At 68.1% G+C, this 20328-nt stretch carries 21 protein-coding genes and 1 tRNA gene; 14 read left to right on the top strand and 8 right to left on the bottom strand.

Going from position 1 to position 20328, the window contains the following annotated elements:
- Window positions 1-63 precede the first annotated feature (63 nt).
- Window positions 64-501 (top strand): Lrp/AsnC family transcriptional regulator, encoded by a 438-nt coding sequence (locus B2869_RS15595; RefSeq protein WP_021198788.1) that lies wholly within the window; start codon window positions 64-66, stop codon window positions 499-501.
- On the opposite strand, the gene B2869_RS15590 is transcribed toward B2869_RS15595, so the two are convergent.
- Genes B2869_RS15590 through B2869_RS15580 form a run of 3 tightly spaced genes read right to left on the bottom strand, consistent with a single transcriptional unit; the run spans window position 486 to window position 1985 of the window.
- Window positions 486-923, bottom strand: a complete 438-nt coding sequence (locus B2869_RS15590; RefSeq protein WP_292768529.1) for a DUF202 domain-containing protein — start codon at window positions 921-923, stop codon at window positions 486-488. The genes B2869_RS15595 and B2869_RS15590 overlap by 16 nt on opposite strands.
- The gene (locus B2869_RS15585; RefSeq protein WP_292768526.1) at window positions 920-1276 is read right to left on the bottom strand and encodes a YidH family protein; all 357 of its coding nucleotides are present in this window, start codon (window positions 1274-1276) and stop codon (window positions 920-922) included. Before B2869_RS15585 ends, B2869_RS15590 begins: the two co-directional genes overlap by 4 nt.
- Window positions 1277-1334: 58 nt before the next feature.
- Entirely contained in the window at window positions 1335-1985 is a 651-nt protein-coding gene (locus B2869_RS15580; RefSeq protein ID WP_292768523.1) for an HAD-IA family hydrolase, read from the bottom strand.
- A gap of 97 nt (window positions 1986-2082) precedes the next feature.
- Between B2869_RS15580 and B2869_RS15575 the strand changes: the two genes are divergently transcribed.
- Window positions 2083-3198, top strand: a complete 1116-nt coding sequence (locus tag B2869_RS15575) for a DUF998 domain-containing protein (RefSeq protein ID WP_292768520.1) — start codon at window positions 2083-2085, stop codon at window positions 3196-3198.
- A gap of 32 nt (window positions 3199-3230) precedes the next feature.
- Here the strand turns inward: B2869_RS15575 and B2869_RS15570 are convergent, their stop codons facing one another.
- Window positions 3231-4157 (bottom strand): hypothetical protein, encoded by a 927-nt coding sequence (locus tag B2869_RS15570; RefSeq protein ID WP_292768517.1) that lies wholly within the window; start codon window positions 4155-4157, stop codon window positions 3231-3233.
- Window positions 4158-4248: 91 nt separating this feature from the next.
- Between B2869_RS15570 and B2869_RS15565 the strand changes: the two genes are divergently transcribed.
- The 3 genes from B2869_RS15565 (at window position 4249) to B2869_RS15555 (ending at window position 8945) form a co-directional block, all read left to right on the top strand.
- On the top strand, window positions 4249-6072 hold the full coding sequence (locus B2869_RS15565; protein WP_292768514.1) for an ABC-F family ATP-binding cassette domain-containing protein: 1824 nt from the start codon (window positions 4249-4251) through the stop codon (window positions 6070-6072).
- A 40-nt stretch (window positions 6073-6112) separates the two neighbouring features.
- Window positions 6113-7879 (top strand): Na+/H+ antiporter, encoded by a 1767-nt coding sequence (locus B2869_RS15560; RefSeq protein ID WP_136025232.1) that lies wholly within the window; start codon window positions 6113-6115, stop codon window positions 7877-7879.
- Between the two features lie 88 nt (window positions 7880-7967).
- Window positions 7968-8945, top strand: a complete 978-nt coding sequence (locus B2869_RS15555; protein WP_292768511.1) for an NADP-dependent oxidoreductase — start codon at window positions 7968-7970, stop codon at window positions 8943-8945.
- A gap of 84 nt (window positions 8946-9029) precedes the next feature.
- On the opposite strand, the gene B2869_RS15550 is transcribed toward B2869_RS15555, so the two are convergent.
- Complete coding sequence (locus B2869_RS15550; RefSeq protein WP_292768508.1) at window positions 9030-9659, bottom strand: hypothetical protein; 630 nt, start codon at window positions 9657-9659, stop codon at window positions 9030-9032.
- A gap of 295 nt (window positions 9660-9954) precedes the next feature.
- On the opposite strand from B2869_RS15550, the gene B2869_RS15545 reads away from it, so the two are divergent.
- The 3 genes from B2869_RS15545 to B2869_RS15535 all read left to right on the top strand — a co-directional run bounded on the left by B2869_RS15545 (window position 9955) and on the right by B2869_RS15535 (window position 12667).
- Entirely contained in the window at window positions 9955-10866 is a 912-nt protein-coding gene (locus B2869_RS15545; RefSeq protein ID WP_021198778.1) for a MetQ/NlpA family ABC transporter substrate-binding protein, read from the top strand.
- A 98-nt stretch (window positions 10867-10964) separates the two neighbouring features.
- Window positions 10965-12008, top strand: a complete 1044-nt coding sequence (locus B2869_RS15540) for a methionine ABC transporter ATP-binding protein (RefSeq protein WP_021198777.1) — start codon at window positions 10965-10967, stop codon at window positions 12006-12008.
- Window positions 12008-12667 carry a methionine ABC transporter permease gene (locus B2869_RS15535; protein ID WP_021198776.1) on the top strand — a complete coding sequence of 220 codons (660 nt, stop codon included), beginning with the start codon at window positions 12008-12010 and terminating at the stop codon, window positions 12665-12667. The genes B2869_RS15540 and B2869_RS15535 overlap by 1 nt, the downstream gene beginning before the upstream one ends.
- On the opposite strand, the gene B2869_RS15530 is transcribed toward B2869_RS15535, so the two are convergent.
- Genes B2869_RS15530 through B2869_RS15520 form a run of 3 tightly spaced genes read right to left on the bottom strand, consistent with a single transcriptional unit; the run spans window position 12654 to window position 14610 of the window.
- Complete coding sequence (locus B2869_RS15530) at window positions 12654-13592, bottom strand: pseudouridine synthase (RefSeq protein ID WP_292768501.1); 939 nt, start codon at window positions 13590-13592, stop codon at window positions 12654-12656. The genes B2869_RS15535 and B2869_RS15530 overlap by 14 nt on opposite strands.
- Window positions 13593-13611: 19 nt before the next feature.
- Window positions 13612-14106 (bottom strand): MarR family winged helix-turn-helix transcriptional regulator, encoded by a 495-nt coding sequence (locus B2869_RS15525; protein WP_021198774.1) that lies wholly within the window; start codon window positions 14104-14106, stop codon window positions 13612-13614.
- Between the two features lie 30 nt (window positions 14107-14136).
- Window positions 14137-14610: a GNAT family N-acetyltransferase gene (locus B2869_RS15520; protein ID WP_292768498.1), complete on the bottom strand. Its 474-nt coding sequence runs from the start codon at window positions 14608-14610 to the stop codon at window positions 14137-14139.
- A gap of 111 nt (window positions 14611-14721) precedes the next feature.
- Between B2869_RS15520 and B2869_RS15515 the strand changes: the two genes are divergently transcribed.
- The 6 genes from B2869_RS15515 to B2869_RS15490 all read left to right on the top strand — a co-directional run bounded on the left by B2869_RS15515 (window position 14722) and on the right by B2869_RS15490 (window position 20315).
- A tRNA-Gln gene (locus tag B2869_RS15515) sits at window positions 14722-14793 on the top strand.
- 1 nt (window position 14794) lies between these two features.
- The gene (gene glmU / locus B2869_RS15510; protein WP_292768495.1) at window positions 14795-16225 is read left to right on the top strand and encodes a bifunctional UDP-N-acetylglucosamine diphosphorylase/glucosamine-1-phosphate N-acetyltransferase GlmU; all 1431 of its coding nucleotides are present in this window, start codon (window positions 14795-14797) and stop codon (window positions 16223-16225) included.
- Between the two features lie 6 nt (window positions 16226-16231).
- Window positions 16232-17266, top strand: a complete 1035-nt coding sequence (locus tag B2869_RS15505) for a ribose-phosphate diphosphokinase (RefSeq protein WP_021198771.1) — start codon at window positions 16232-16234, stop codon at window positions 17264-17266.
- 93 nt (window positions 17267-17359) lie between these two features.
- Complete coding sequence (locus B2869_RS15500) at window positions 17360-17830, top strand: FMN-binding protein (RefSeq protein WP_292768492.1); 471 nt, start codon at window positions 17360-17362, stop codon at window positions 17828-17830.
- Window positions 17831-17844: 14 nt separating this feature from the next.
- A complete protein-coding gene (locus B2869_RS15495) occupies window positions 17845-18726 on the top strand; it encodes an FAD:protein FMN transferase (protein ID WP_292768489.1) in 882 nt (293 codons plus the stop codon).
- A 14-nt stretch (window positions 18727-18740) separates the two neighbouring features.
- Window positions 18741-20315, top strand: coding sequence for an FAD-dependent oxidoreductase (locus B2869_RS15490; RefSeq protein WP_292768486.1), 1575 nt, complete (start codon window positions 18741-18743; stop codon window positions 20313-20315).
- The last annotated feature ends 13 nt before the right edge of the window (window positions 20316-20328 follow it).

Below are 20328 nucleotides of genomic sequence, written 5' to 3'. Positions count from 1 at the left end.
AGCGCGCCACATGAGGCATTCTTGAGCGAAGCGTCAGAAATTCTGCATCGAGGAAGGGGTCGCATGGTCGCTCTGGATGAGACGGATCGGGCAATCCTCGAGGAACTGCGTCAGGATGCGCGCGCGTCGATGACCGCGATCGCGGATGCCGTGCACATCTCGCGCGCCGGTGCGCACGCGAGGATCAAACGGCTCACCGACACAGGCGTCATCACGGGGTACACGGTGCGCACCGACCCTGTGCTGCTCGGGCACCACGCCAGTGCCTACGTGACCCTCGCGATCGAGCAGGCGACCTGGCAGGCGGTGAGCGAACGGCTGCGCTCGATACCCGAGATCGAGCACATGGCGCTGGTCGGTGGCGACTTCGACGTGATCCTGCTGGTGCGTGCGAACGACGCCCGCGATCTGCGTCGCATCGTGCTGGAGGACATCCAGGCGATCCCCTCGATCCGCTCGACGAGGACGACGCTGATCTTCGAGGACTATCCGCGGAACTGAACGAACGACGACACGACGACGATCCCGATGCACAAAACCCCGAATGCCGTTGCGAGAGCGGTGAGGGCGATGAGCAGCCCTCCGCCGGGCGCCGTGATCCGCGTCGAGCCCGGCGGCGTCGCGCCCGGAAGCGTCGAGTGCAGCCATGCGGTCATCCGCAGCTGACGTCGGCGTGCCGCGAACCAGAGGGCGCAGGCCGCCACGAGGCCGACAGCACCGGGGACGAACCCCCATGCGGTGAAGGCGGGCGGTAACAGCAGAGGGAAGATGCGCAGCGACACCAGCGAGCCGATGGCGATCGCGAGGGCCGTGCGGCGCCAGGCGAGTTCGGTGCGCTCGGGTTGCAGGCCCGGATCGAAAGGCCCCAGTGCGTGTGGCCCCGGAGCATCCGGTCGTCCGGCATCCGACCTGCGAGCCGTCACCGCCAGAGCACCCCGGCCAGGACGAGCAGGCCGACGACCGTCACCACGATCGCGAGCACCACGGCAGAGAATGCTCCGGGCAGTGGGCGGGAGCGACGCATCGCACGTTCGGCGCGCATCCACTCCCACCAGGCCAGCGGTGCGACGGCAGTGCCGGAGATGATCAGCACCAGCGAGGCCGCGAGACGGAAGCCGGCATGGAGGTCGAGGCCGAGTACCTCGAGGGCGACGCCACCGGCGATCAGCGCGAGCCCGGTGCGCGTCCAGGCGAGAAACGTCCGCTCGTTCGCGAGGGAGAAGCGCGGATCGGGCTCCTCACCGGTTTCGTAGACCGAGGCGGGGAAACGTCGCATCGCCTCATCGTAGCGGCGCGGGCAGATCGTGAAGGGTCGGCGGGAGGAGCGGGCGACGTCAGCCGATCGTGAGCTCGAACCCGTCGGCCGTGGGGGAGACAGCGACCTGGGAGAGGTCCGTGACCAGGACGGTCGGGTGGTGGGCCGCGGCGTGCGTGCCCACGCCGACGACGCGCATTCCCGCAGCGAGGCCCGCCTGGATGCCCGCACCGGAGTCTTCGAACACGACACAATCCGCCGGAGCGATCCCGAGCAGCTCTGCCGCGCGGAGGAACCCTTCGGGGTCGGGCTTGGAGGCGGACACATCCTCGGCCGTGACCTTCTGTGCGGGAACGGCGAGGCCCGCGGCCCGCATCCGTGCGGTCATGAGTGCGACGTTCGCGGAGGTGACGATCGCGTGCGGGAAGGGCCGCAGCGCATCGAGCAGCGCACGTGCGCCGGGGATCTCGATCACTCCGTCGACGTCACCCGCCTCGTTCGCGAGCATGATGTCGTTCTCGTGGAGGTTGATCGCATGATCGCGCTCCGGAAGCATGATCGCCATGCTCTGATGGCCCTGTCGCCCGTGCACGGTGCGCAGCACCGTCTCCGGATCGATGCCGTGCGGCTCTGCCCATGCGAGCCACAGCCGTTCCACGACGGCGGTCGAGTCGACGAGGGTGCCGTCCATGTCGAGGAGGGCGGCGCGGGCGGCGATGGTCTGGGTCACCCGTCCAGGCTAGTCGCACACGCGACGAACGCACGGGCGCGCGCAGGCCGGTGCGCGGCGTGCGCGGCTTCTAGGATGTGGACCGGGAAGGACGAGGATGAACGCACTCGCGAGCAGGGTGATGCAGGTGCTGCGTCAGGTGCGCGGCCCGGCGACGGCGGAGGCCGTCTTCGAGGCGACGGCGCTGATCGTCGGCGCCGGTTTCTTCGTCGCAGGATTCCTGATCGGACTCCCGGTCTTCTGGGGCCACGACCTGGCGATCAGCGGCAGCGGCTCGATCGGAGTCTTCGCGGCGTACGGGGGCGCGATCACCGCGGTCATCGCCTTCACCCTCGGGCGCCTCGCCGTGCGACCCGCGCAGCCCGACCCCCGCGCGGCGCGCGACGGGTTCAGCGTGCCGGGGGATCGGCTGCGGTGGTACGACCTCACCGCCATCGCCTTCGCCCATGCGGCCATCGCGTACCTCGGCTGGCTCGGCGTCGCCGAGCTCCTCGAGCGGAGCTTCACCGATGCCCCGGTGTTCCCGTTCCCCGGCGCCATCCTGGTGGCGGTCGCCTTCGCGCTGACCGGATACGTCTGTTTCCTCAGTGCCGTCGCCCTGACCCCGATGGTGCTGTCGCTGGTGCTCGCCGTCTTCCTCGTGGTCGGCGCATTCGCCAGCATGCTCGCCTCCAGCGACGTGCACTGGTGGCGCGACAACCTGTCAGCGCTCGGCATGAGCACCAACAGCGCATCGGTCGCGTTCAATGTGACGCTGGTCATCGCCGGGGTGATGATCACGACGATCTCCCGCTACGCGACCGCGGGGCTCCCGGCCGAGAGCCCGGAGGAACGGCGAGGACGCTTCATGGTGCGCGGCGGACTGATCCTGATGGGCATCTTCCTCGCGTGCGTCGGTATCTTCCCGGTGGACGAGTTCTTCCTCCTGCACAACACCGTCGCGACGGGTATGACCGTGGTGTTCGGGATCGTCGTGGTCGGCCTGCCGTGGTTCCTGCCGACCATCCCTCGTGTGTTCGTGGCGTTCGGGTGGATCTACGTGCTGGTGATCATCCTGCTCGCTGCCTTCTTCGCGGTCGGCTACTACAACCTCACCGCTGTCGAGCTGATCGCCGCCGTGCTGATCTTCAGTTGGATCATCGTGTTCCTCCGCACGGCGGGGTCGGTCACCGCACCGGCCGTCACGGCCGATGCAGCGACCGAGGCGGGCTGACGAGGCGGGCTGACGAGGCGGTCGCGCCGGGGCTAGTCCCAGATCGGATCGTCGGGGTCGGGGGAGTCCGTGCCGTCGGCATCGGTCATGATGCGCGCTTCGGCGATCCACGACGTCAGAGAATCGTCGTGGAGCATATGAGGTCGTGGCGGGCCGAGAAGCTCGGGGATCGTCACGATGCTCAGCGGCTCATCGCTCGCGAAGATGACGACGTTGCCCAGTGGCCCTTCATCATCCTCCGGTTCGGCGTCGAGGACGACGGCGACGTGGTCGAACACGGTGCGCAGGGTGGCCGCCTGTCGTCGTGAGTACTCGAACGGGTGCCCGTCGAGCAGGTTCACGGCCACGACGCCCGCCGCGGCGGAGCGTGCGGCGACGCGGCGGTAGAACTCCTGGCTGGCCACACGATGTCGGATGACAGCGGCATCCCACAGATCCACGACGGTGAACTGCGCATCCACCCAGTCGGTGTCGATCGCGGTGCTCTCCGCTGCAGCCGCGGCGACCGCGGGGACAGAGGACGAGGGCCCCGACGAGCGCTTCTCGTCGGGGAGATCCGCGTCTGCGACCGCTCGTGCATCGCCGAAGATGACGCGCAGATCGGTGCCGGAGGGCAGTGGCAGGGCGGCGACCACGGCGGTGTAGAGGGCGGGTTCGAACTCCACCGCGAGCTGCGAGGACCCGGCACGCGTGGCCGCGACGTAGCGAGCCAGCGTGAGTGCTCCGGCGCCCAGATGCACGGTGAACAGCGGGGCACCGGGCTCCGCCGCGGCGTCCATCGCTCTGGCGATGTGCTGGATGTAGGCGTATTCGAGCGTGGTGGGATCGGTCATCGAGACGACGGACTGCGGAATCCCATCGACGCTGAGCTCGAAGCGACCGGGTCGTCTCTTCGACTCCATCAGCTTCGCCTTGCGACTGTCGAGCATGAGCGAGAACACCCGGCGATTCCTTGGCACCCGTCGATCCTAGATCGGGCGACGTCGGTCGGAGGCTACCTTCCGGGCAACGGCCGGCCGGATCGTCGCACGCGGCTACCCTGGAAGGAACATGGCACATCTTCTCGGGGCTGAAGCCCTCCACCTCGAATACCCGACCAGGGTCGTCTTCGACTCCGTGACCCTCGGCATCGAGGAGGGCGACCGCATCGGCATCGTCGGCCGCAACGGCGACGGCAAGTCCAGCCTCCTCGGCATGCTGGCAGGCATCAAGGAGCCGAATTCCGGACGCGTCACGGTGCGCGGGGGAACGCGCATCGGCGTGCTCGACCAGGCCGACAACCTGCCCGACGACCTCACCATCAGTGCGGCGGTCGTCGGTGAGACCCCGGAGTACGAGTGGGCGGGCGATGCGCGGATCCGCGACGTGATCGAAGGGCTGCTCACCGACCTCCCGTGGGACGCCGAGATCGGTTCGCTCAGCGGTGGGCAGCGGCGTCGGGTCTCGCTCGCGAAGCTCCTCACCGGAGACTGGGACGTCATCGCCCTCGACGAGCCGACCAACCATCTCGACGTCGAGGCGATCACCTGGCTCGCCGGACATCTCAAGAAGCGCTGGTCGCCGAACTCGGGCGCTCTCATGGTCGTGACCCACGACAGGTGGTTCCTCGACGAGATCAGCACCGAGACCTGGGAGGTGCACGACCGCATCGTCGAGCCCTTCGAGGGTGGCTACGCGGCGTACATCCTGCAGCGCGTCGAGCGCGACCGCATGGCGGCCGCGACCGAGGCGAAGCGTCAGAACCTCGCCAAGAAGGAGCTCGCGTGGCTCCGCCGTGGCGCTCCGGCCCGTACGGCCAAGCCGAAGTTCCGCATCGACGCGGCCAATGAGCTCATCGCCGACGTCCCCGAGATCCGCGACAAGGTGTCGCTGCAGTCGCTCGCCGTCTCGCGACTCGGGAAAGACGTGGTCGACCTGCTCGACGTCGGAGTGACCTACCCGACGTCGGACGGCGGCGAGAAGGTCGTGCTGCGCGACATCGAGTGGCGCATCGCACCGGGGGAGCGCACCGGGATCCTCGGTGTGAACGGCGCCGGCAAGTCGACGCTGCTCGGCCTCATCTCCGGCACCGTGGAGCCGACCGTCGGACGGGTCAAGCGCGGTACGACCGTGAAGGTGCAGACCCTCACGCAGCGGCTCGACGAGCTCACCCAGCACTGGAACGATCCGGTGCGTGTGATCATCTCGGGCCTGCGCACCTCCTACACGATGGGGGCCGGCTCCAAGGCGCAGGACCTCACGCCCGGGCAGCTGCTCGAACGGCTCGGGTTCGACTCCGCCCAGCTCTCCACTCCGGTCAAGGATCTCTCGGGTGGACAGCAGCGTCGCCTGCAGCTGCTTCTCGTGCTGCTCGACCAGCCGAACGTGCTGATCCTCGACGAGCCGACCAACGACCTCGACACCGACATGCTCGCCGCGATCGAGGACCTTCTCGACTCCTGGTCGGGCACGCTCCTGGTCGTCAGCCACGACCGGTACTTCCTGGAGCGCGTCACCGACCAGCAGTACGCGATCCTCGACGGTCACCTGCGTCACCTCCCGGGCGGGGTCGACGAGTATCTGCGACTGCGTCACCTGCAGTCCTCCACGGGGTCGAAGCAGACCGCGACGGCCGCAGCGACGGCCGCAGCGACGGCGACGGCCAGGGGGCTCGACGGCGCGGCCCTGCGCACAGCGCAGAAGGAGGTGTCGGCCCTCGAGCGCCGCATCCAGAAGCTCACGCAGCAGGTGAACGCCGCCAAGACCGCGCTGGCGGACCACGACCAGTCCGACTATGCGGGCCTCGGCGACCGGATGAAGAAGATCAGCGAGCAGCAGGCCGAGATCGAGGAGCTGGAGCTGCGCTGGTTCGAACTCACCGAGGAGATCGGCTGACGGAGGAATATCCTTCTCTCAACGCTGTTGGGAGGTAGGGATGGAAGGCCTCGAAGTAACTGTCCTGCTCGGACTCACGATTCTCGTCGGAACCCTGATCGCCCCGCGCGTGCGTCTCGCGCTGCCCCTCGTCCTCGTCATCTTCGGACTGCTGCTGGGGTTCGTGCCTCCGCTGCGCGAAGTGCAGCTGCCTCCCGAGACGGTGCTGCTGCTGTTCCTGCCGGTGATGCTCTTCTGGGAGAGCCTCACCACGTCTCTGCGGTCGATCCGCCGTGACTTCCGCTACATCCTGCCGATGAGCACGGTGCTGGTCGTCGCCTCGGCGTTCGCGGTCGCCGGTATCGGAGTGCTGTTCGGGATGCCGTGGGAGATCGCCCTCATCCTGGGTGCCGCGGTCGCGCCACCGGATGCCACGGCTGTCGCCGCCCTCGGGCGTCTGCTGCCGCGCCGCATGTTCATGAAGCTCAAGGCCGAGAGCCTGACCAACGACGGCACGGCCCTGGTGCTGTACGCCATCGCGGTGTCGCTCGCCCTCGGCGGCCAGATCACCCCGCTGTCGGTCACGCTCGACGTGCTGGTCTCCTATGTCGGCGGCATCGCGGCCGGCGTCGTCGTCGCGGCGCTCGGCTACCTGCTGCTGCGGCGCACGTCGTCGACGATCGTGATCAACGTCGCTCTGCTCCTGATCCCCTTCACAGCGTTCCTCGTCGCCGAGATGGTGCACGCCTCCGGTGTGCTGGCGGTCGTGGTCGCGGGTCTCATCGTCGCCTACGTGTCGCCGAGGGTCACGACGGCCTCTTCCCGGCGGCAGGCCGATGCGGCGTGGCCGTTCGGCGTCTTCCTGCTCAACGGCGCCCTGTTCGTCCTGATCGGGCTCGAGGTGCAGTACGTCGTGCATGAGATCTCCGCGGCGGCGATCGGTCGCCTGGTGCTCATCACGCTCGCCGTCTGGGCGACGCTGCTGGCCGTGCGCTACCTGTTCCAGCTGGTGAACGTGCTGTTCCAGCGTCAGGCCGGGCCGAGACCCGCACGCGGCGCCAGGGCACGGGCCAGAGTCGTCTCCACCGTCGCCGGTATGCGCGGCGCCGTCTCGCTCGCGATCGCGCTGTCGGTCCCCACGAGCATCACAGAGGGTGGGGCCATCAACGGACGCGATGAGATCGTGTTCGTGACCGCCGGCGTCATCCTGCTGAGTCTGCTCGTGCAGGGGCCGCTCCTGCCCGCGATCGTGCGGTGGGCGCGGTTCCCCGTCGACCACGTCGAGGACGAGGAATACGAACTCGCCGAGCGGGCGATCTCCGGGGCGGCGCTCGCCGCTCTCGACGACCTCGCGGCTGAGCACGGCGTGGGTCAGGAAGTCCTCGATCGCGTGCGGTCGGAGGGCTATCAGATGCTCGAGTTCGCGAACGCCCGGTCGTTGGCCCGCGAGCAGGCCCTCGTCGACGCGGAAGCCGATGCTCTCGACGAGATGCTCGGCGAGCCCGACCCCCTCGGTGCCGGAACCGCCGACATCGGAGACGACCCCACCACGGGAGGCGGAACCTCGCAGGCGACGGAGGGGGAGGGCACCGACGGCACGGTGCTGCAGATGATCGCGACCTCGACCGATGTCGACCTCGCGCAGCGCTCACCGCTGATCCGGCATGAGGAGCACACGCGACTCAAGCTCGCCCTCATCGACCGCAAGCGTGAGGTCCTCCTCGGGCTGCGCGGCGCCGGCACGGTCGACGACATCGTCGTGCGCCGCATCTCCGCCCGACTCGACCTCGAGCAGGTGCGCCTGCAGGGGATCGAGGAGTACGACTGAACACCCGAGCGGACGACACCGCCGTCGGAGCGCATCGAGACGACGGCGCGCACCCGCCAGAACGATCCGCCTGACAACGAGGAGACCGATGCCCACCAAGATGAGAGCCATCATTCTCGATCGATTCGGCGACGAGGGGGAGCTGCGTGAACAGTCGGTTCCGATCCCCGCGGTCGGCGAAGGTGATGTACTCATCCGCATCGATGTCGCCGGCATCGGGTCATGGGATCGGGAGGAGCGCGAAGGCCACTACGAGGGAGCTTTCGGCGTGCCGTCGACCTTCCCCTACATCCTCGGGTGGGAAGGGGCGGGAACGGTCGAGGCGGTCGGCGCCGACGTGACGCGCTTCGCCCCGGGGGATCGGGTGTACGCCGCGTCGACCCCCGTCCCGCGAGGCGGGTTCTACGCCGAGTATGCGGTGGTCGACCAGGAGCATGTCGCCCCGGTGCCCGCGCGGCTGACCGACGAGCAGGCCGGAGTGCTCGCCTGGGACGCACTGACGGCCACGAGCGGACTCGACACGATCGATGCGCGCCCCGGAGACGCCGTGATGATCTTCGGCGCGAGCGGAGGGATCGGTCACCTCGCGGTGCAGCTCGCCAAACACCGTGGACTCCGGGTGTTCGCGGTCGCCTCAGGACAGGACGGCGTGTCGCTGGCCGGGGGCCTCGGCGCCGATGTCGTCGTCGACGGGAGGCGGGACGACGTGATGGCGGCCATCGAGAGCTTCGCTCCGGAGGGCCTCGACGGCGCACTCGTCACCGCCGGAGGTCGGGCGGCCGAGGATGCGCTGCGCGGGGTGGCACCGTCGGGGCGCATCGCGTGGGCGCACGGTGTGAATCCGCCACCGTCGGCCGAGGTCGTCGAGCGTGTGTCGTTCTACGACGGCGACCGCAGCCGAGCGGCGCTGCAGCGTCTGAACGAGATCATCGAGTCCAGTCTCATCGCCCCGCACGTGGCGCAGGTGTTCGACGCGGCCGAGGTCGCCCAGGCGCACCACGCGCTGCGAAGCCATTACGTGGGAAAGCTGGCGTTGCGCGCACCGCGCTCTTCGCGCCAGCTGTGACGCTGTGTGCCGCACGCTTCCGCGTGTGAGGTGAGAGAAGGGTCCGAGTGTGCGAACACTGCTCGGACCCTCCTCACCACGGGATCAGATACCGGACAGGTCGACCCAGTGCGTCAGCTTCAGCCACGCACTGCCCGTCCCCGAGAGCTGGTACTTCACCTCGGCCAGCACCCGTGGGGAGGTGAGGGAGTTCTGCGGTGGCTTGATCTGGAAGCCCCATCCGGTGTTGTAGCTATAGCTGTTCGCCGTCGGCGCCTTCTTGATGATCGACGGCACTCCACCGCCGCTGTAGATCTCCACCTTCCGCTCTTTGAGCCCGAACCCCGGGTCGGGCGTCCAGCTGCCCGTGACCTTCTCTGTCCGAATCTGATCGCCCTTCAAGGTGTACTGGATCGTGATCGACGACTTGACCGAACCGTTATCGTGATTCCCGCCGACGGAGGACCGCGGGGCGATGATGCCCGGCTCAGTTGGAGCAGCTGATGATTCGGTCGAAGGGATACGCGCCTCGATCGTGGCCGACGTGCTGTTCGTATCCACAGGGATCCGCTCCGACTGCTGATACACGATCGCTCCGGTCCTCACATCCGTGACGACGACTGTCGAGTTCGCGTACAGATGCTCCTCTGTCGCCGCGTGAGCGGCGGCGGGCAGCGAGAAGGACAGAAGTACCGCGGTGGCCGTGGCGAGTGCGACTTTCTTTCGTGTTTTCATGACGTCTCCGGTCGTTGGATCGGTGCCGGACGGCACCGACACTCTTTCGAGTGCGTCGAGCAGAACACACGGTGCGATTGCTGTCGCCGACTGTGTCCTGCTGTCGCCGACTGTTTCTCGCCGTCGCCGACTGTGTCGTTCGATGACGGACGGCCAGGGCACAGGCGTGCGCGGTCGATCCGAGTCGGGTGAAGACGGTCGACCTGTCGCTGTGACGCCGTGTGACACTCGATTCCGCGTGCGTCGCGCGGCCTGCCTAACGTATTCGAGTCCCCCAAGAGAGGAACTCCTTCACATGTCACGCCGTACCACTTCCATCCTGGCCGCGCTCGCCGCGGTCCCGCTCTTCGTCGCACTCACCGGGTGCGCCACGGGGTCGTCCGATGCCGGATCCGGCAGTGAGGGATCGTCCGAGAACGAGGTCGTCAAGATCGGCGTCGTCGGTGAGAGCGATCCGCAGTGGCCCGCGTTCGTGGATGCGGCTGCGGCGGAAGGCATCACGGTCGAGCTCGTCGATTTCGGTTCGTACGAGCTTCCGAACCCTGCGTTGAGCGAGGGCGAGGTGGACCTCAACCAGTTCCAGCACATCGTGTATCTGGCTCAGTACAACGAGGCATCGGGCGATGATCTCGCGGCGATCGGATCGACGCAGATCTACCCGCTGGGTCTCTATTCGACGAAGTACGATTCCGTGAAGGACATCCCGGAAGGCGAGACCGTCGCTGTGCCCGATGATGCTTCGAACCAGGCCAGGGCGCTGCTGGTGCTGCAGGCCGCCGGACTCGTCGATCTGAAGGACGGCGGCACCGCCTTCTCGGATCTCGCTGACGTCGATGAGAGCACGTCCAAGGTCAAGGTCACAGCGCTGGAAGCGGCCCTCACCCCTGAAGCCCTGCCCGATGTCGCAGCAGCCGTCATCAACAACGACTTCGTGGAGGACGCGGGGCTCTCGTTCGACGACGCGCTCTTCACCGACGACCCCGAGGACCCGAGTGCGCTCCAGTACGTGAACATCTTCGCGTCGCGCGCCGAAGACGTCGACAACGAGACCTACCTCAAGCTGGTCGAGATCTTCCAGACCGACAAGAACGTGCAGGAGGGCCTGGCGAAGTCGTCGGGCGGCACCGGCGTCACGTTGCAGACGCCGGCCGACGAGCTGGCCTCGCTGCTCAAGGACGTTCAGAAGGACGTCGCGGCGAACAGCTGATCAGGTCGACCTGAGAGAATCGGGGGGGGGNNCCCCCCCGATTCGTCGTCTGCAGGTCGACCACGCCCTTCCTTTCCCCTTCAAGACCGGAGCACTCCATGCCCATCGTGTCCCTCGAGAACGTATCGAAGAGATACCCGTCCCCGGCTGGGGCTGACGAGCAGATCACGGCGGTCGACGGCGTCACGTTGCAGATCGATCAGGGAGATGTCTACGGCATCATCGGATACTCCGGCGCAGGCAAGTCGACGCTCGTGCGTCTCATCAATGCTCTGGAGCCTGCCTCCGAGGGACGGATCACTGTCGATGGCGTGGAGATCACGGCTCTCGCGGAGCGCGAGCTGCGCCGGGTGCGCAGTGGAATCGGAATGATCTTCCAGCAGTTCAACCTCTTCTCGTCGAAGAGCGTGCGGGCGAACGTCGCGTATCCCCTCAAGCTGGCCGGGTGGTCGAAGCCCGACATCGAGGCGCGTGTCACCGAGCTGCTCAGCTTCGTGGGGTTGAGCGACAAGGCGCGTTCATACCCCGAACAGCTCTCCGGAGGTCAGAAGCAGCGTGTGGGCATCGCCAGAGCCCTCGCCACGAGGCCGGCCATCCTCCTCGCAGACGAGGCGACCAGCGCGCTCGACCCGGAGACCACGCACGAGGTGCTGGCACTGCTCAAGAAGGTGAACGAGGAACAGGGCGTGACGATCGTCGTGATCACGCATGAGATGGATGTCATCCAGACGATTGCGACGAAGGTCGCCGTCATGGACCGCGGTCGCGTCATCGAGCACGGCGACGTGTTCGAGGTCTTCTCCAACCCACAGCACGCCGCTTCGCAGCGGTTCGTCGGCACGGTCGTGAAGGGGGTGCCCTCTCCGTCTGAACGGGCGGTGCTCCGTGAACGTCACGATGGACGCCTCGTGACGTTCTCGTTCCGTGACGGCGGTCCGTCCCAGGCGCAGGTCTTTCTCCAGCTCGCCGACGCGGGACTGGAATTCGAGCTCGTGTTCGGGGGCATCAACGACATCCGCGGGCGTGCCTTCGGACACCTCACTCTCGCGATCCGCGGTGAGGACGGTGTCATCGAGCAGACGCTCGCGAGCATCGCCCCACATGTCGACGTGTCCGACATCGACAGCGAGGAGGTGCGCTGATGGATCGTCTCATCGAGCTGGGGCCCGAGTTCTGGACGGCTGCTGTCGAGACTCTCTACATGGTCTCTCTCACGCTGGTGCTGGGCGGCCTGCTGGGCGGTCTGATCGGCGTCGGTCTGTACCTCACCAGGCCGGGAGGGATGCTGCAGAATCGGGCGGTCTCCGCAGTCCTGAACCTCTTCATCAACTTCTTCCGTCCCATCCCGTTCGTGATCCTCATCACGGTGCTGATCCCGTTCTCGCGTTTCATCGTGGGCAGCGGCATCGGCACGAACGCCGCGATCGTGGCGCTCGTCGTGGCCTCGATGTTCGCGATCGGCCGCATCGTCGAACAGCATCTCGTCGGGGTCTCACCCGGAGTGATCGAAGCCGCACGCGCCATGGGGGCCGGCCCCTGGCGGACGCTCTTCACCGTCGTGATCCCGGAGGCCCTGGGGCCGCTCATCCTCGGGTACACGTTCGTCATCGTCGCCCTCATCGACATGACCGCGATGGCGGGTTATATCGGTGCAGGCGGTCTCGGAAACTTCGCACTGACCTACGGACGTCGTCAGTTCGAGCCCGTGGTGATGTGGGCGGCCGTGCTGCTCATCGTCGTCTTCGTGCACGTGGCGCAGACGCTCGGAACCCGCCTGGCCCGCAAGGTCATGCGCCGCTGAGGGGAGCCTCGTCGACAGGCGCCTCCTGCAGGGTGCGACGAGTGGTGAACACCCGCTCCGTCCCGCTCAGCGGATCGATGAAGCGCAGTTCACGAGCGAGCAGCTGCAGCGGGCGGTCGAAGTCGTCGGGCAGGTCGTCGAGCAGCTCCGGGTAGAACCGGTCGTTCAGGATGCCGATGCCGAGGGCGGCCAGGTGCACGCGCAGCTGATGCATCTTGCCGCTGTGCGGGCGGAGCAGCGTATGCACCACGCGATCGTCGCTGCCGATCAGCGCGATCAGCGTCTCGGCGTTCGGCTCCCTGGCATCGTCGACCTGCACACGCACCTGGGCGCGCGGCTTCTCGATGTGGTTGCGGTAGACGAGCGGGAACGAGGGGAGCTCGCCGTGATCGGGGAGCGCCGACACCGCCTCGTACACCTTCTGCACCTGCCGCTTCTCGAACATCAGCTGGTAGGCGCCGCGGGTCGCCGGTCGTGTCGAGAACATCAGCAGGCCGGCGGTCGCGCGATCCAGGCGGTGGATCGGCGCCAGGTCGGGATTGTCGAGGAGGTTGCGCAGGCGTACCAGTGCCGAGTTCTGCAGGAACTTGCCGCCGGGAGTCGTGGGCAGGAAATGCGGCTTGTCGACGATCACGAGATGCTCGTCCTGGTGCAGGACCTCGATCTCGAAGGGGATCCGCGTCTCGACGGCGGGTTCGCGGTAGTACCAGACGAATTCGACGCTGCCGAGCGGGGCGTCGCGCGGGACGGGGGAGCCGTCGGCCCGCACGATCTCGCCGCGGTCGAACCGCTGGAGAAGACGCTCGGGGTCGAGGTGGAAGAAGCGCTCGACCATGTAGGCGGCGACGGTGGGCCACGAGCCGGAGAGGGGCACGTGCAATCGTGTGGCTCCCACGCCGTCGCGCACGGGGAGGGGGGAGGGCATGCCCATCAGATACGGCCGGTCACGAGTCGAAGCTCAGGCTCAGCTTGCGCAGCAGCCCCGCGAGGCGATCCCGATCCGAGCGCGAGAGGGCCCGCAGCAGGTCGGCCTCCACATCGACGAGACGCGTGATGGCGGCGTCCACGCGGATGCGCCCATCGTCGGTGAGCGTCACCAGCACGCTGCGCCCGTCGCCGGGGTCGGCCTCGCGGCGCACGAAGCGGCGGCCGACCAGACGGTCGATCCGGTTGGTCATCGTGCCGCTCGAGACCAGAGTCTGCTGCAGCAACTGCTTGGGGGAGAGCTGGAACGGCGCCCCGGCTCGGCGCAGCGCCGAGAGCACATCCCATTCCCAGTGCTCCAGGTCGCTGCGGCGGAACACGTCGCGTCGGGCGCGGTCGAGGTGGCGCGACAGCCGGTCCATCCGCGACAGCACCTCGAGCGGGGAGAAGTCGAGGTCGGGGCGCTGGGTGTTCCACGCGCCGACGATCCGGTCGACCTCATCCACCTCGCTCATCCGCCCATTATCGCGTGTGCGGCTCGGGGATCAGGACGCCGCCGGCAGGTCGATCGTCATGAAGGTGCTGTGCGGGTCGAGGACGTAACCGCCGAACGGGCCGCATTCGCGGAAGCCGGCGGCGGAGTAGAGGGCGCGCGCCGGGACGAAGAACTCGGCGCTCCCGGTCTCGAGCGAGACACGGCTGATGCCGCGCGCCTCGGCATCCTCCAGCAGGAAGGCGAGCATGGTGCGTCCGAGACCGCGCCCGCGCAGCGCGGGGTCGGTGCGCATCGACTTGATCTCCTCGTGCCCTTCCGCCACCGTCGCCAGGGCGCCGGTGGCGACGGGGCGGCCGTCGAGGTGCCCGGCGAACAGCCGCATTCCCGGGGCGAGCAGACGCTCGAACACCAGGGCATGGCGGCTCTCCGGTGGAGCCGTGTGCTCCAACTCCGCATGATGGGCGATCAGGAACTCGGCGAGGGCGGGGTCTGCGGTCTCCACCCGTTCGATCACGATGCTCATGACGCCAGCATCCCAGAGCGGTGTTTCGGGTGGATGACGCACGGGGTGTCAGCGGAACCGGGGCCGGGGCATGGCAGACTTGATGCCGCGGCGCCCTCGTGGGCGGCGCGGTCCGCCGTGGTGTAATGGCAGCACGACAGCCTTTGGAGCTGTGAGGTCTAGGTTCGAGTCCTGGCGGCGGAGCATGACTGGGAACAATCTCGCCATCGTCGTCCTCGCTGCGGGACAGGGCACGCGCATGAAGTCGCGCCTGCCCAAGGTGCTGCACCCGATCAGCGGGCGTCCGCTCGTGGGGCATGTGCTCACCACAGCGGGCCGGCTGCAGGCGGCGCACGTGGAGGTCGTCGTGCGGCACGAACGCGACCAGGTGGTCGCGGCGCTGGCCGCCGACTACCCCGACGCCGTGTTCGTCGATCAGGACGACATCCCCGGAACCGGTCGTGCGGTGCAGGTGGCCATCGATGCGCTCCCCACCGACTTCGACGGCGACGTGCTCGTCCTCTCCGGCGACTGTCCACTCGCCGATGCCGACACCCTCTCCGCCTTCCTCGCAGAGCACCGCGCCTCGGGCGCGCCGGCCACGCTGATGACCGCACTTGTCGACGATCCGACCGGCTACGGACGCGTCGTGCGCGATGCCGACGGTGGGGTCGACCGCATCGTGGAGCAGAAGGATGCGAACGAGGAAGAGGCCGCCGTCCGCGAGATCAATGCCGGGATGTACGTGTTCCGCGCCGCGACGCTGCGGGCGTACCTGCCCCAGCTGAGTCTCGACAATGCCCAGCGTGAGATGTATCTGACCGATGTGCCGGGATTGCTCCGTCGCGACGGCGACCGTGTCGCGGCATCGGTGGTGTCCGATGTCACGGTCACCTATGGAGTCAACGACCGCGCGCAGCTCGCTCTGGTCGGGCGCCTGCTCAACCAGCGGATCGTGCGTCGCTGGCAGCTCGAGGGCGTGACCGTGATCGACCCCGCCACCACCTGGATCGACGACGACGCGAAGCTCGCGCCCGACGTCACGATCCTCCCGAACACGCAGATCCTCCGCGCCACGGTGATCGCCTCCGGTGCCGTCATCGGTCCGGACACGACACTCGTGGACTGCGAGGTCGGGGAGGACGCGATCGTCCGCCGCACCGATGCCACGCTGGCCGTGATCGGTGCCGAGGCGACCGTCGGCCCGTTCTCGTTCCTCCGCCCCGGCACGATCCTCGGAGCCCGGGGCAAGATCGGCGCCTACGTCGAGACCAAGAACGCCGAGATCGGCGAGGGCAGCAAGGTTCCGCACCTCTCCTACGTGGGCGATGCGACGATCGGCCGCGGGGTGAACCTGGGCGCGAGCACCATCACGGCGAACTACGACGACGTCAACAAGCACCGCACCGAGATCGGTGACGAGGTGCACACCGGGTCGCACACGGTGCTCGTCGCGCCCGTTAGGCTGGGAGCCGGTGCGAAGACCGGTGCAGGCGCCGTCGTCCGCAAGGACGTCCCCGCCGGCGCGCTGGCCATGAGCGTCGCCCCCCAGCGCAACATCGAGGGCTGGGTCGAGAAGAACAGAGCAGGGACGGGCGCGGCGGATGCTGCGTCCCGCGAGAATTCGGCGGAATAGGCGGACATGGCGCGCAAGAAGAAGACGGTCGATCTGGATCGCGACAACGGCGTGGCCCCCGGGATCATCGCGAAGACCAAGAAGCGGCTCGTCGTCGCCGGTGGACGTTCGCATCCCGAACTCACCGCAGCGGTCGCCGAGGCCCTCGGCACGGAGATCGCACCGGTCGAGCACCGGACGTTCGCCTCGGGCGAGATCTACGCCCGCTTCGAGGTCTCGATCCGCGGTGTGGATCTCTTCCTGATCCAGACCTTCGGCGAGCCGGTCAACGAGTGGCTCATGGAGACGCTCATCATGATCGATGCCGCCAAGCGCGCGTCGGCCAAGCGCATCACCGTCGTCGCGCCGTACTATCCGTATTCGCGTCAGGACAAGAAGGGCCGCGGTCGTGAGCCGATCAGCGCCCGTCTCGTCGCCGACCTGCTGAAGACCGCGGGCGCCGACCGGGTCATGAGCGTCGATCTGCACGCCGCGCAGATCCAGGGCTTCTTCGACGGTCCCGTCGACCACCTGTTCGCCAAGCCCGTGCTCCTGGACTACTTCGAGCGCACGCTGTCGCCCGAAGACCGTGAGATCCTCACCGTCGTCTCGCCCGACATGGGCCGCGTGCGCGTCGCCGACACCTGGTCGGACAGCCTCGGTGCACCGCTGGCGATCATCCACAAGCGGCGCGACCCGAAGGTCGCGAACCAGGTCTCCGTGCACGAGATCGTCGGTGCCGTCGACGGCCGCACCTGTCTCCTCGTCGACGACATGATCGACACCGGTGGCACGATCGTCAAGGCCGCCCAGGCGCTCAAGGCGAACGGCGCCCACCGCGTCATCGTCGCAGCGACGCACGCGATCTTCAGCGACCCGGCGTCCGATCGGCTTCAGGACTCGTCCATCGACGAGGTCGTCATCACCGACACGATCCCGCTCACCGAGTCGCGTCGCTGGGACAAGCTGACCATCCTCCCGATCGCCCCGCTGCTGGCGCGCGCGATCCACGAGGTGTTCGAAGACGGCTCGGTGACGAGCATGTTCGGCGGCGACGCGTAACGCATCGTCACGGCACAGCCCGCGCATAGCCGGGGTGCTTACGGTCGAATGGCCGACGAGCGCGTCGGCCGACACCGAGCCGGGAGGACCACCATGATCCGCACGACCGTACCGACCTCTGTCCGCAAGGGAACCGCACTCCTCGGGATCGCGGGACTCTTCGTCCTCGCCGGATGCTCCGGAAACGCCGACGCCGAGGCGCCCGCCGACAACAGCAGCACCCCGGACGCCGGTTCCTCCTCGTCCTCCGGTGGCGACTCCACGGGAAGCTACGCCGACGGCACCTACACCGCCGAGGGGTCGTACCAGACGCCCGAGACGGTGGAGCAGATCTCCGTCACCCTGACCCTCGCCGACGGCGTCGTGACCGATGTCGAGGTGACCGGCGACCCGCAGGCTCCAGAGAGCAAGCAGTACCAGGGGCAGTTCATCGACGGGATCGCCGAGCAGGTCGACGGCAAGGCTCTCGACGACCTGAACGTCAGCCGCGTCGCCGGCTCGTCGCTCACCAGCGGTGGGTTCAACAAGGCCGTCGAGGCGATCAAGGAGCAGGCCGCCGCCTAGGCGCCTGATCCACCATGGCCAGTTGGCGTTTCGAGGCCATCGGGACGCAGTGGGAGATCGAGACGACGGAACCCCTGCCGGAGTCGGCACGCGCCGCGGTGATGGCGGAGATCGACCGCTTCGACCGCGAGTGGTCCCGATTCCGTGCAGATTCGGAGGTCGTGCGCCTCGGACGTGAGGGGGGCGGCTTCGCCTCCACCGATGCCCGGCCGATGCTCGACGCGTACCGTGGGCTCTCCGCCGCGACCGGAGGCGCCGTCAACCCGCTCGTCGCGGACAGCCTCGACGCGCTCGGGTACGACGCCGACTACTCCCTCGTGCCGGGTGAACCTGTGCGCGCACCGGCGGACTGGGAACAGGACGTGTCCTGGACGGATACCGATGTCACGGCCTCGGCGCCTGCCCTGATCGATGTCGGCGCGCTCGGCAAAGGGCGTCTCGTCGACCTCGTGGCGGCGGTGTTGGCAGCGGTGCCCGGAGACCTCGTGGTCGACGCCGGTGGTGACATCCGGGTCCGCGGCTCCGGTGTGCGCATCGGCCTCGAGCACCCGTACGATCCGACGAAGGCGATCGGGGTCGTCGACGTGCACGACCAGGCGCTGTGCGCCTCGGCGATCAACCGGAGGGCGTGGGGGAGCGGGCTGCATCATGTGCTGGATGCCCGCACCGGGATGCCCGTGCGCACGTGGGCCGCGACCTGGGCATGGGCGCCGGAGGCGATGACGGCCGACGCCGTGGCGACGGCTCTCTTCTTCGACGGCGGTGTCGAGCTCGCAGCGATGTGGAACGTCGAGTGGGTGCGCATGAGCACCGACGGGCGCGTGCAGCGCTCGCCCGGATGCCCGGCCGAACTGTTCGTCGCCGCGGGGGCGTCGCACCCCTCAGGTCGGAATTAGGGAAGAGTGGAAAAGTGATCACCTCATTCGCCGCCGCACGACAGCGGGTCCTCGCGGTGCTGGGCTCGCTGTCGATGTACCGCCTCGTGCTGTTCGCGCTCGTCGCTCTCGCGGTCATCGCCTTCGTCCTGTCGCTCTTCGGCGTGATCGTCTCGCCGACCCCGCTCGAGCTCGTGGCCTCGTTCCTCGTGCTCGCGGTCGTCATCTCCGCCGTCGACGCGGTGGCGCAGCGCATCCTCCGACTCCCCTGGCGCGTCGAATCGTCACTGGTGACCGCACTCATCCTCCTGTTCGTCCTCCGGCCGGGCATCGAGCCTGGCGCGCTCCTCGGCCTCGCCCTCGCCGGTGCCGTCGCGAGCGTCTCGAAGTATCTGATCGCATGGCGTGGGCGGCACATCTTCAACCCCGCCGCGTTCGGGGCGGCCGTGGTCTCGATCCTCGGCGCTTTCGGAGCGTTCGAGTGGCTGGGGACCTCGTCGTCGTGGTGGGTCGGCACGCCGGTGCTCACGATCCCCGTGGCGGTGCTGGGCCTCGCGGTGCTCTGGCGCACCGAGAAGATCCGCGTCGTGCTGGTGTTCCTGCTCGTCGCCGTCGCGACCTCGGTGGTGCGCCAGATGGTGCAGGCAGCGGAGTTCGACATCTCGTTCGACATCGTGACCGCACTGCAGTTCGCGGTGCTGCAGTCGCCTTTCCTGTTCCTCGGGGCGTTCATGCTCTCGGAGCCGCTCACCCTCCCGCCGCGCCGTCGGCAACAGCTCGTCGTGGCCGTCGTGGTGGGTCTGCTCGCGGGGTGGCCGATCTCGGTGGCCGGGCTGTTCACCCTCGGTCAGGAGCGTGCGCTGCTGATCGGCAACCTGGTGGCGTTCGCGTTCGCCCTGCGCGGTTCGGTGCGGCTCGTGCTCGAACGGCGTGAGTTCATCACCCCGACCGCGCAGGAGCTGACGTTCCGTGCCAAGGGGCGCGTGCGCTTCCTTCCGGGGCAGTACCTCGAGCTCGACGTTCCGCATCATCGCCCCGACGCCCGCGGAACCCGGCGGGAGTTCAGCATCGTGTCGGCACCCGCCGATCTTCCGACGTTGCGCATCGCGTACAAGAACGGCGACCAGAAGCATCCGTCGAGCTACAAGCGCGCTCTCGCCGCCGCAGAGCCGGGGGCGACCTTCGCGGTGACCGGCACCTGGGGGGATTTCATCCTTCCTCGCGGAGACCAGCCGGTGCTCATGGTCGCGGCCGGCATCGGAGTGACACCGTTCGTCTCGCAGCTGCGGCAGTTGCAGGCGACCGGTCAGCGCCGCGATGTGGTGCTCGTGTATGTCGCCTCCGACGCCTCAGAGCTCGCCTTCCGCGATGAGCTCGCTGCGACGGGGGTGCGCACGGTGGTGTTCACACGTGACGAGCCTGGCGACCTGCCCGCGCACTGGTCGTGGGCGCGGGGGGCGCGTCTGGATGCGGAGACCCTGGAGCGCACCGTCGCCGACCTGGTCATGCGTCATGCGTTCATCTCGGGCCCGCCGCGGCTCATCGCCGACCTCGCCCCGGCTCTGCAGAAGGCCCGCAGCCTCACGACCGACGCGTTCGCCGGATACTGAGCCGACCGACCGG

Source organism: Microbacterium sp. UBA3486 (genome assembly GCF_002377845.1).
GTDB classification, from domain to species: domain Bacteria; phylum Actinomycetota; class Actinomycetes; order Actinomycetales; family Microbacteriaceae; genus Microbacterium; species Microbacterium maritypicum_A.
The sequence above is the reverse complement of the archived record's forward strand: the minus strand, read 5'-3'. Positions and strand labels throughout refer to the sequence as shown.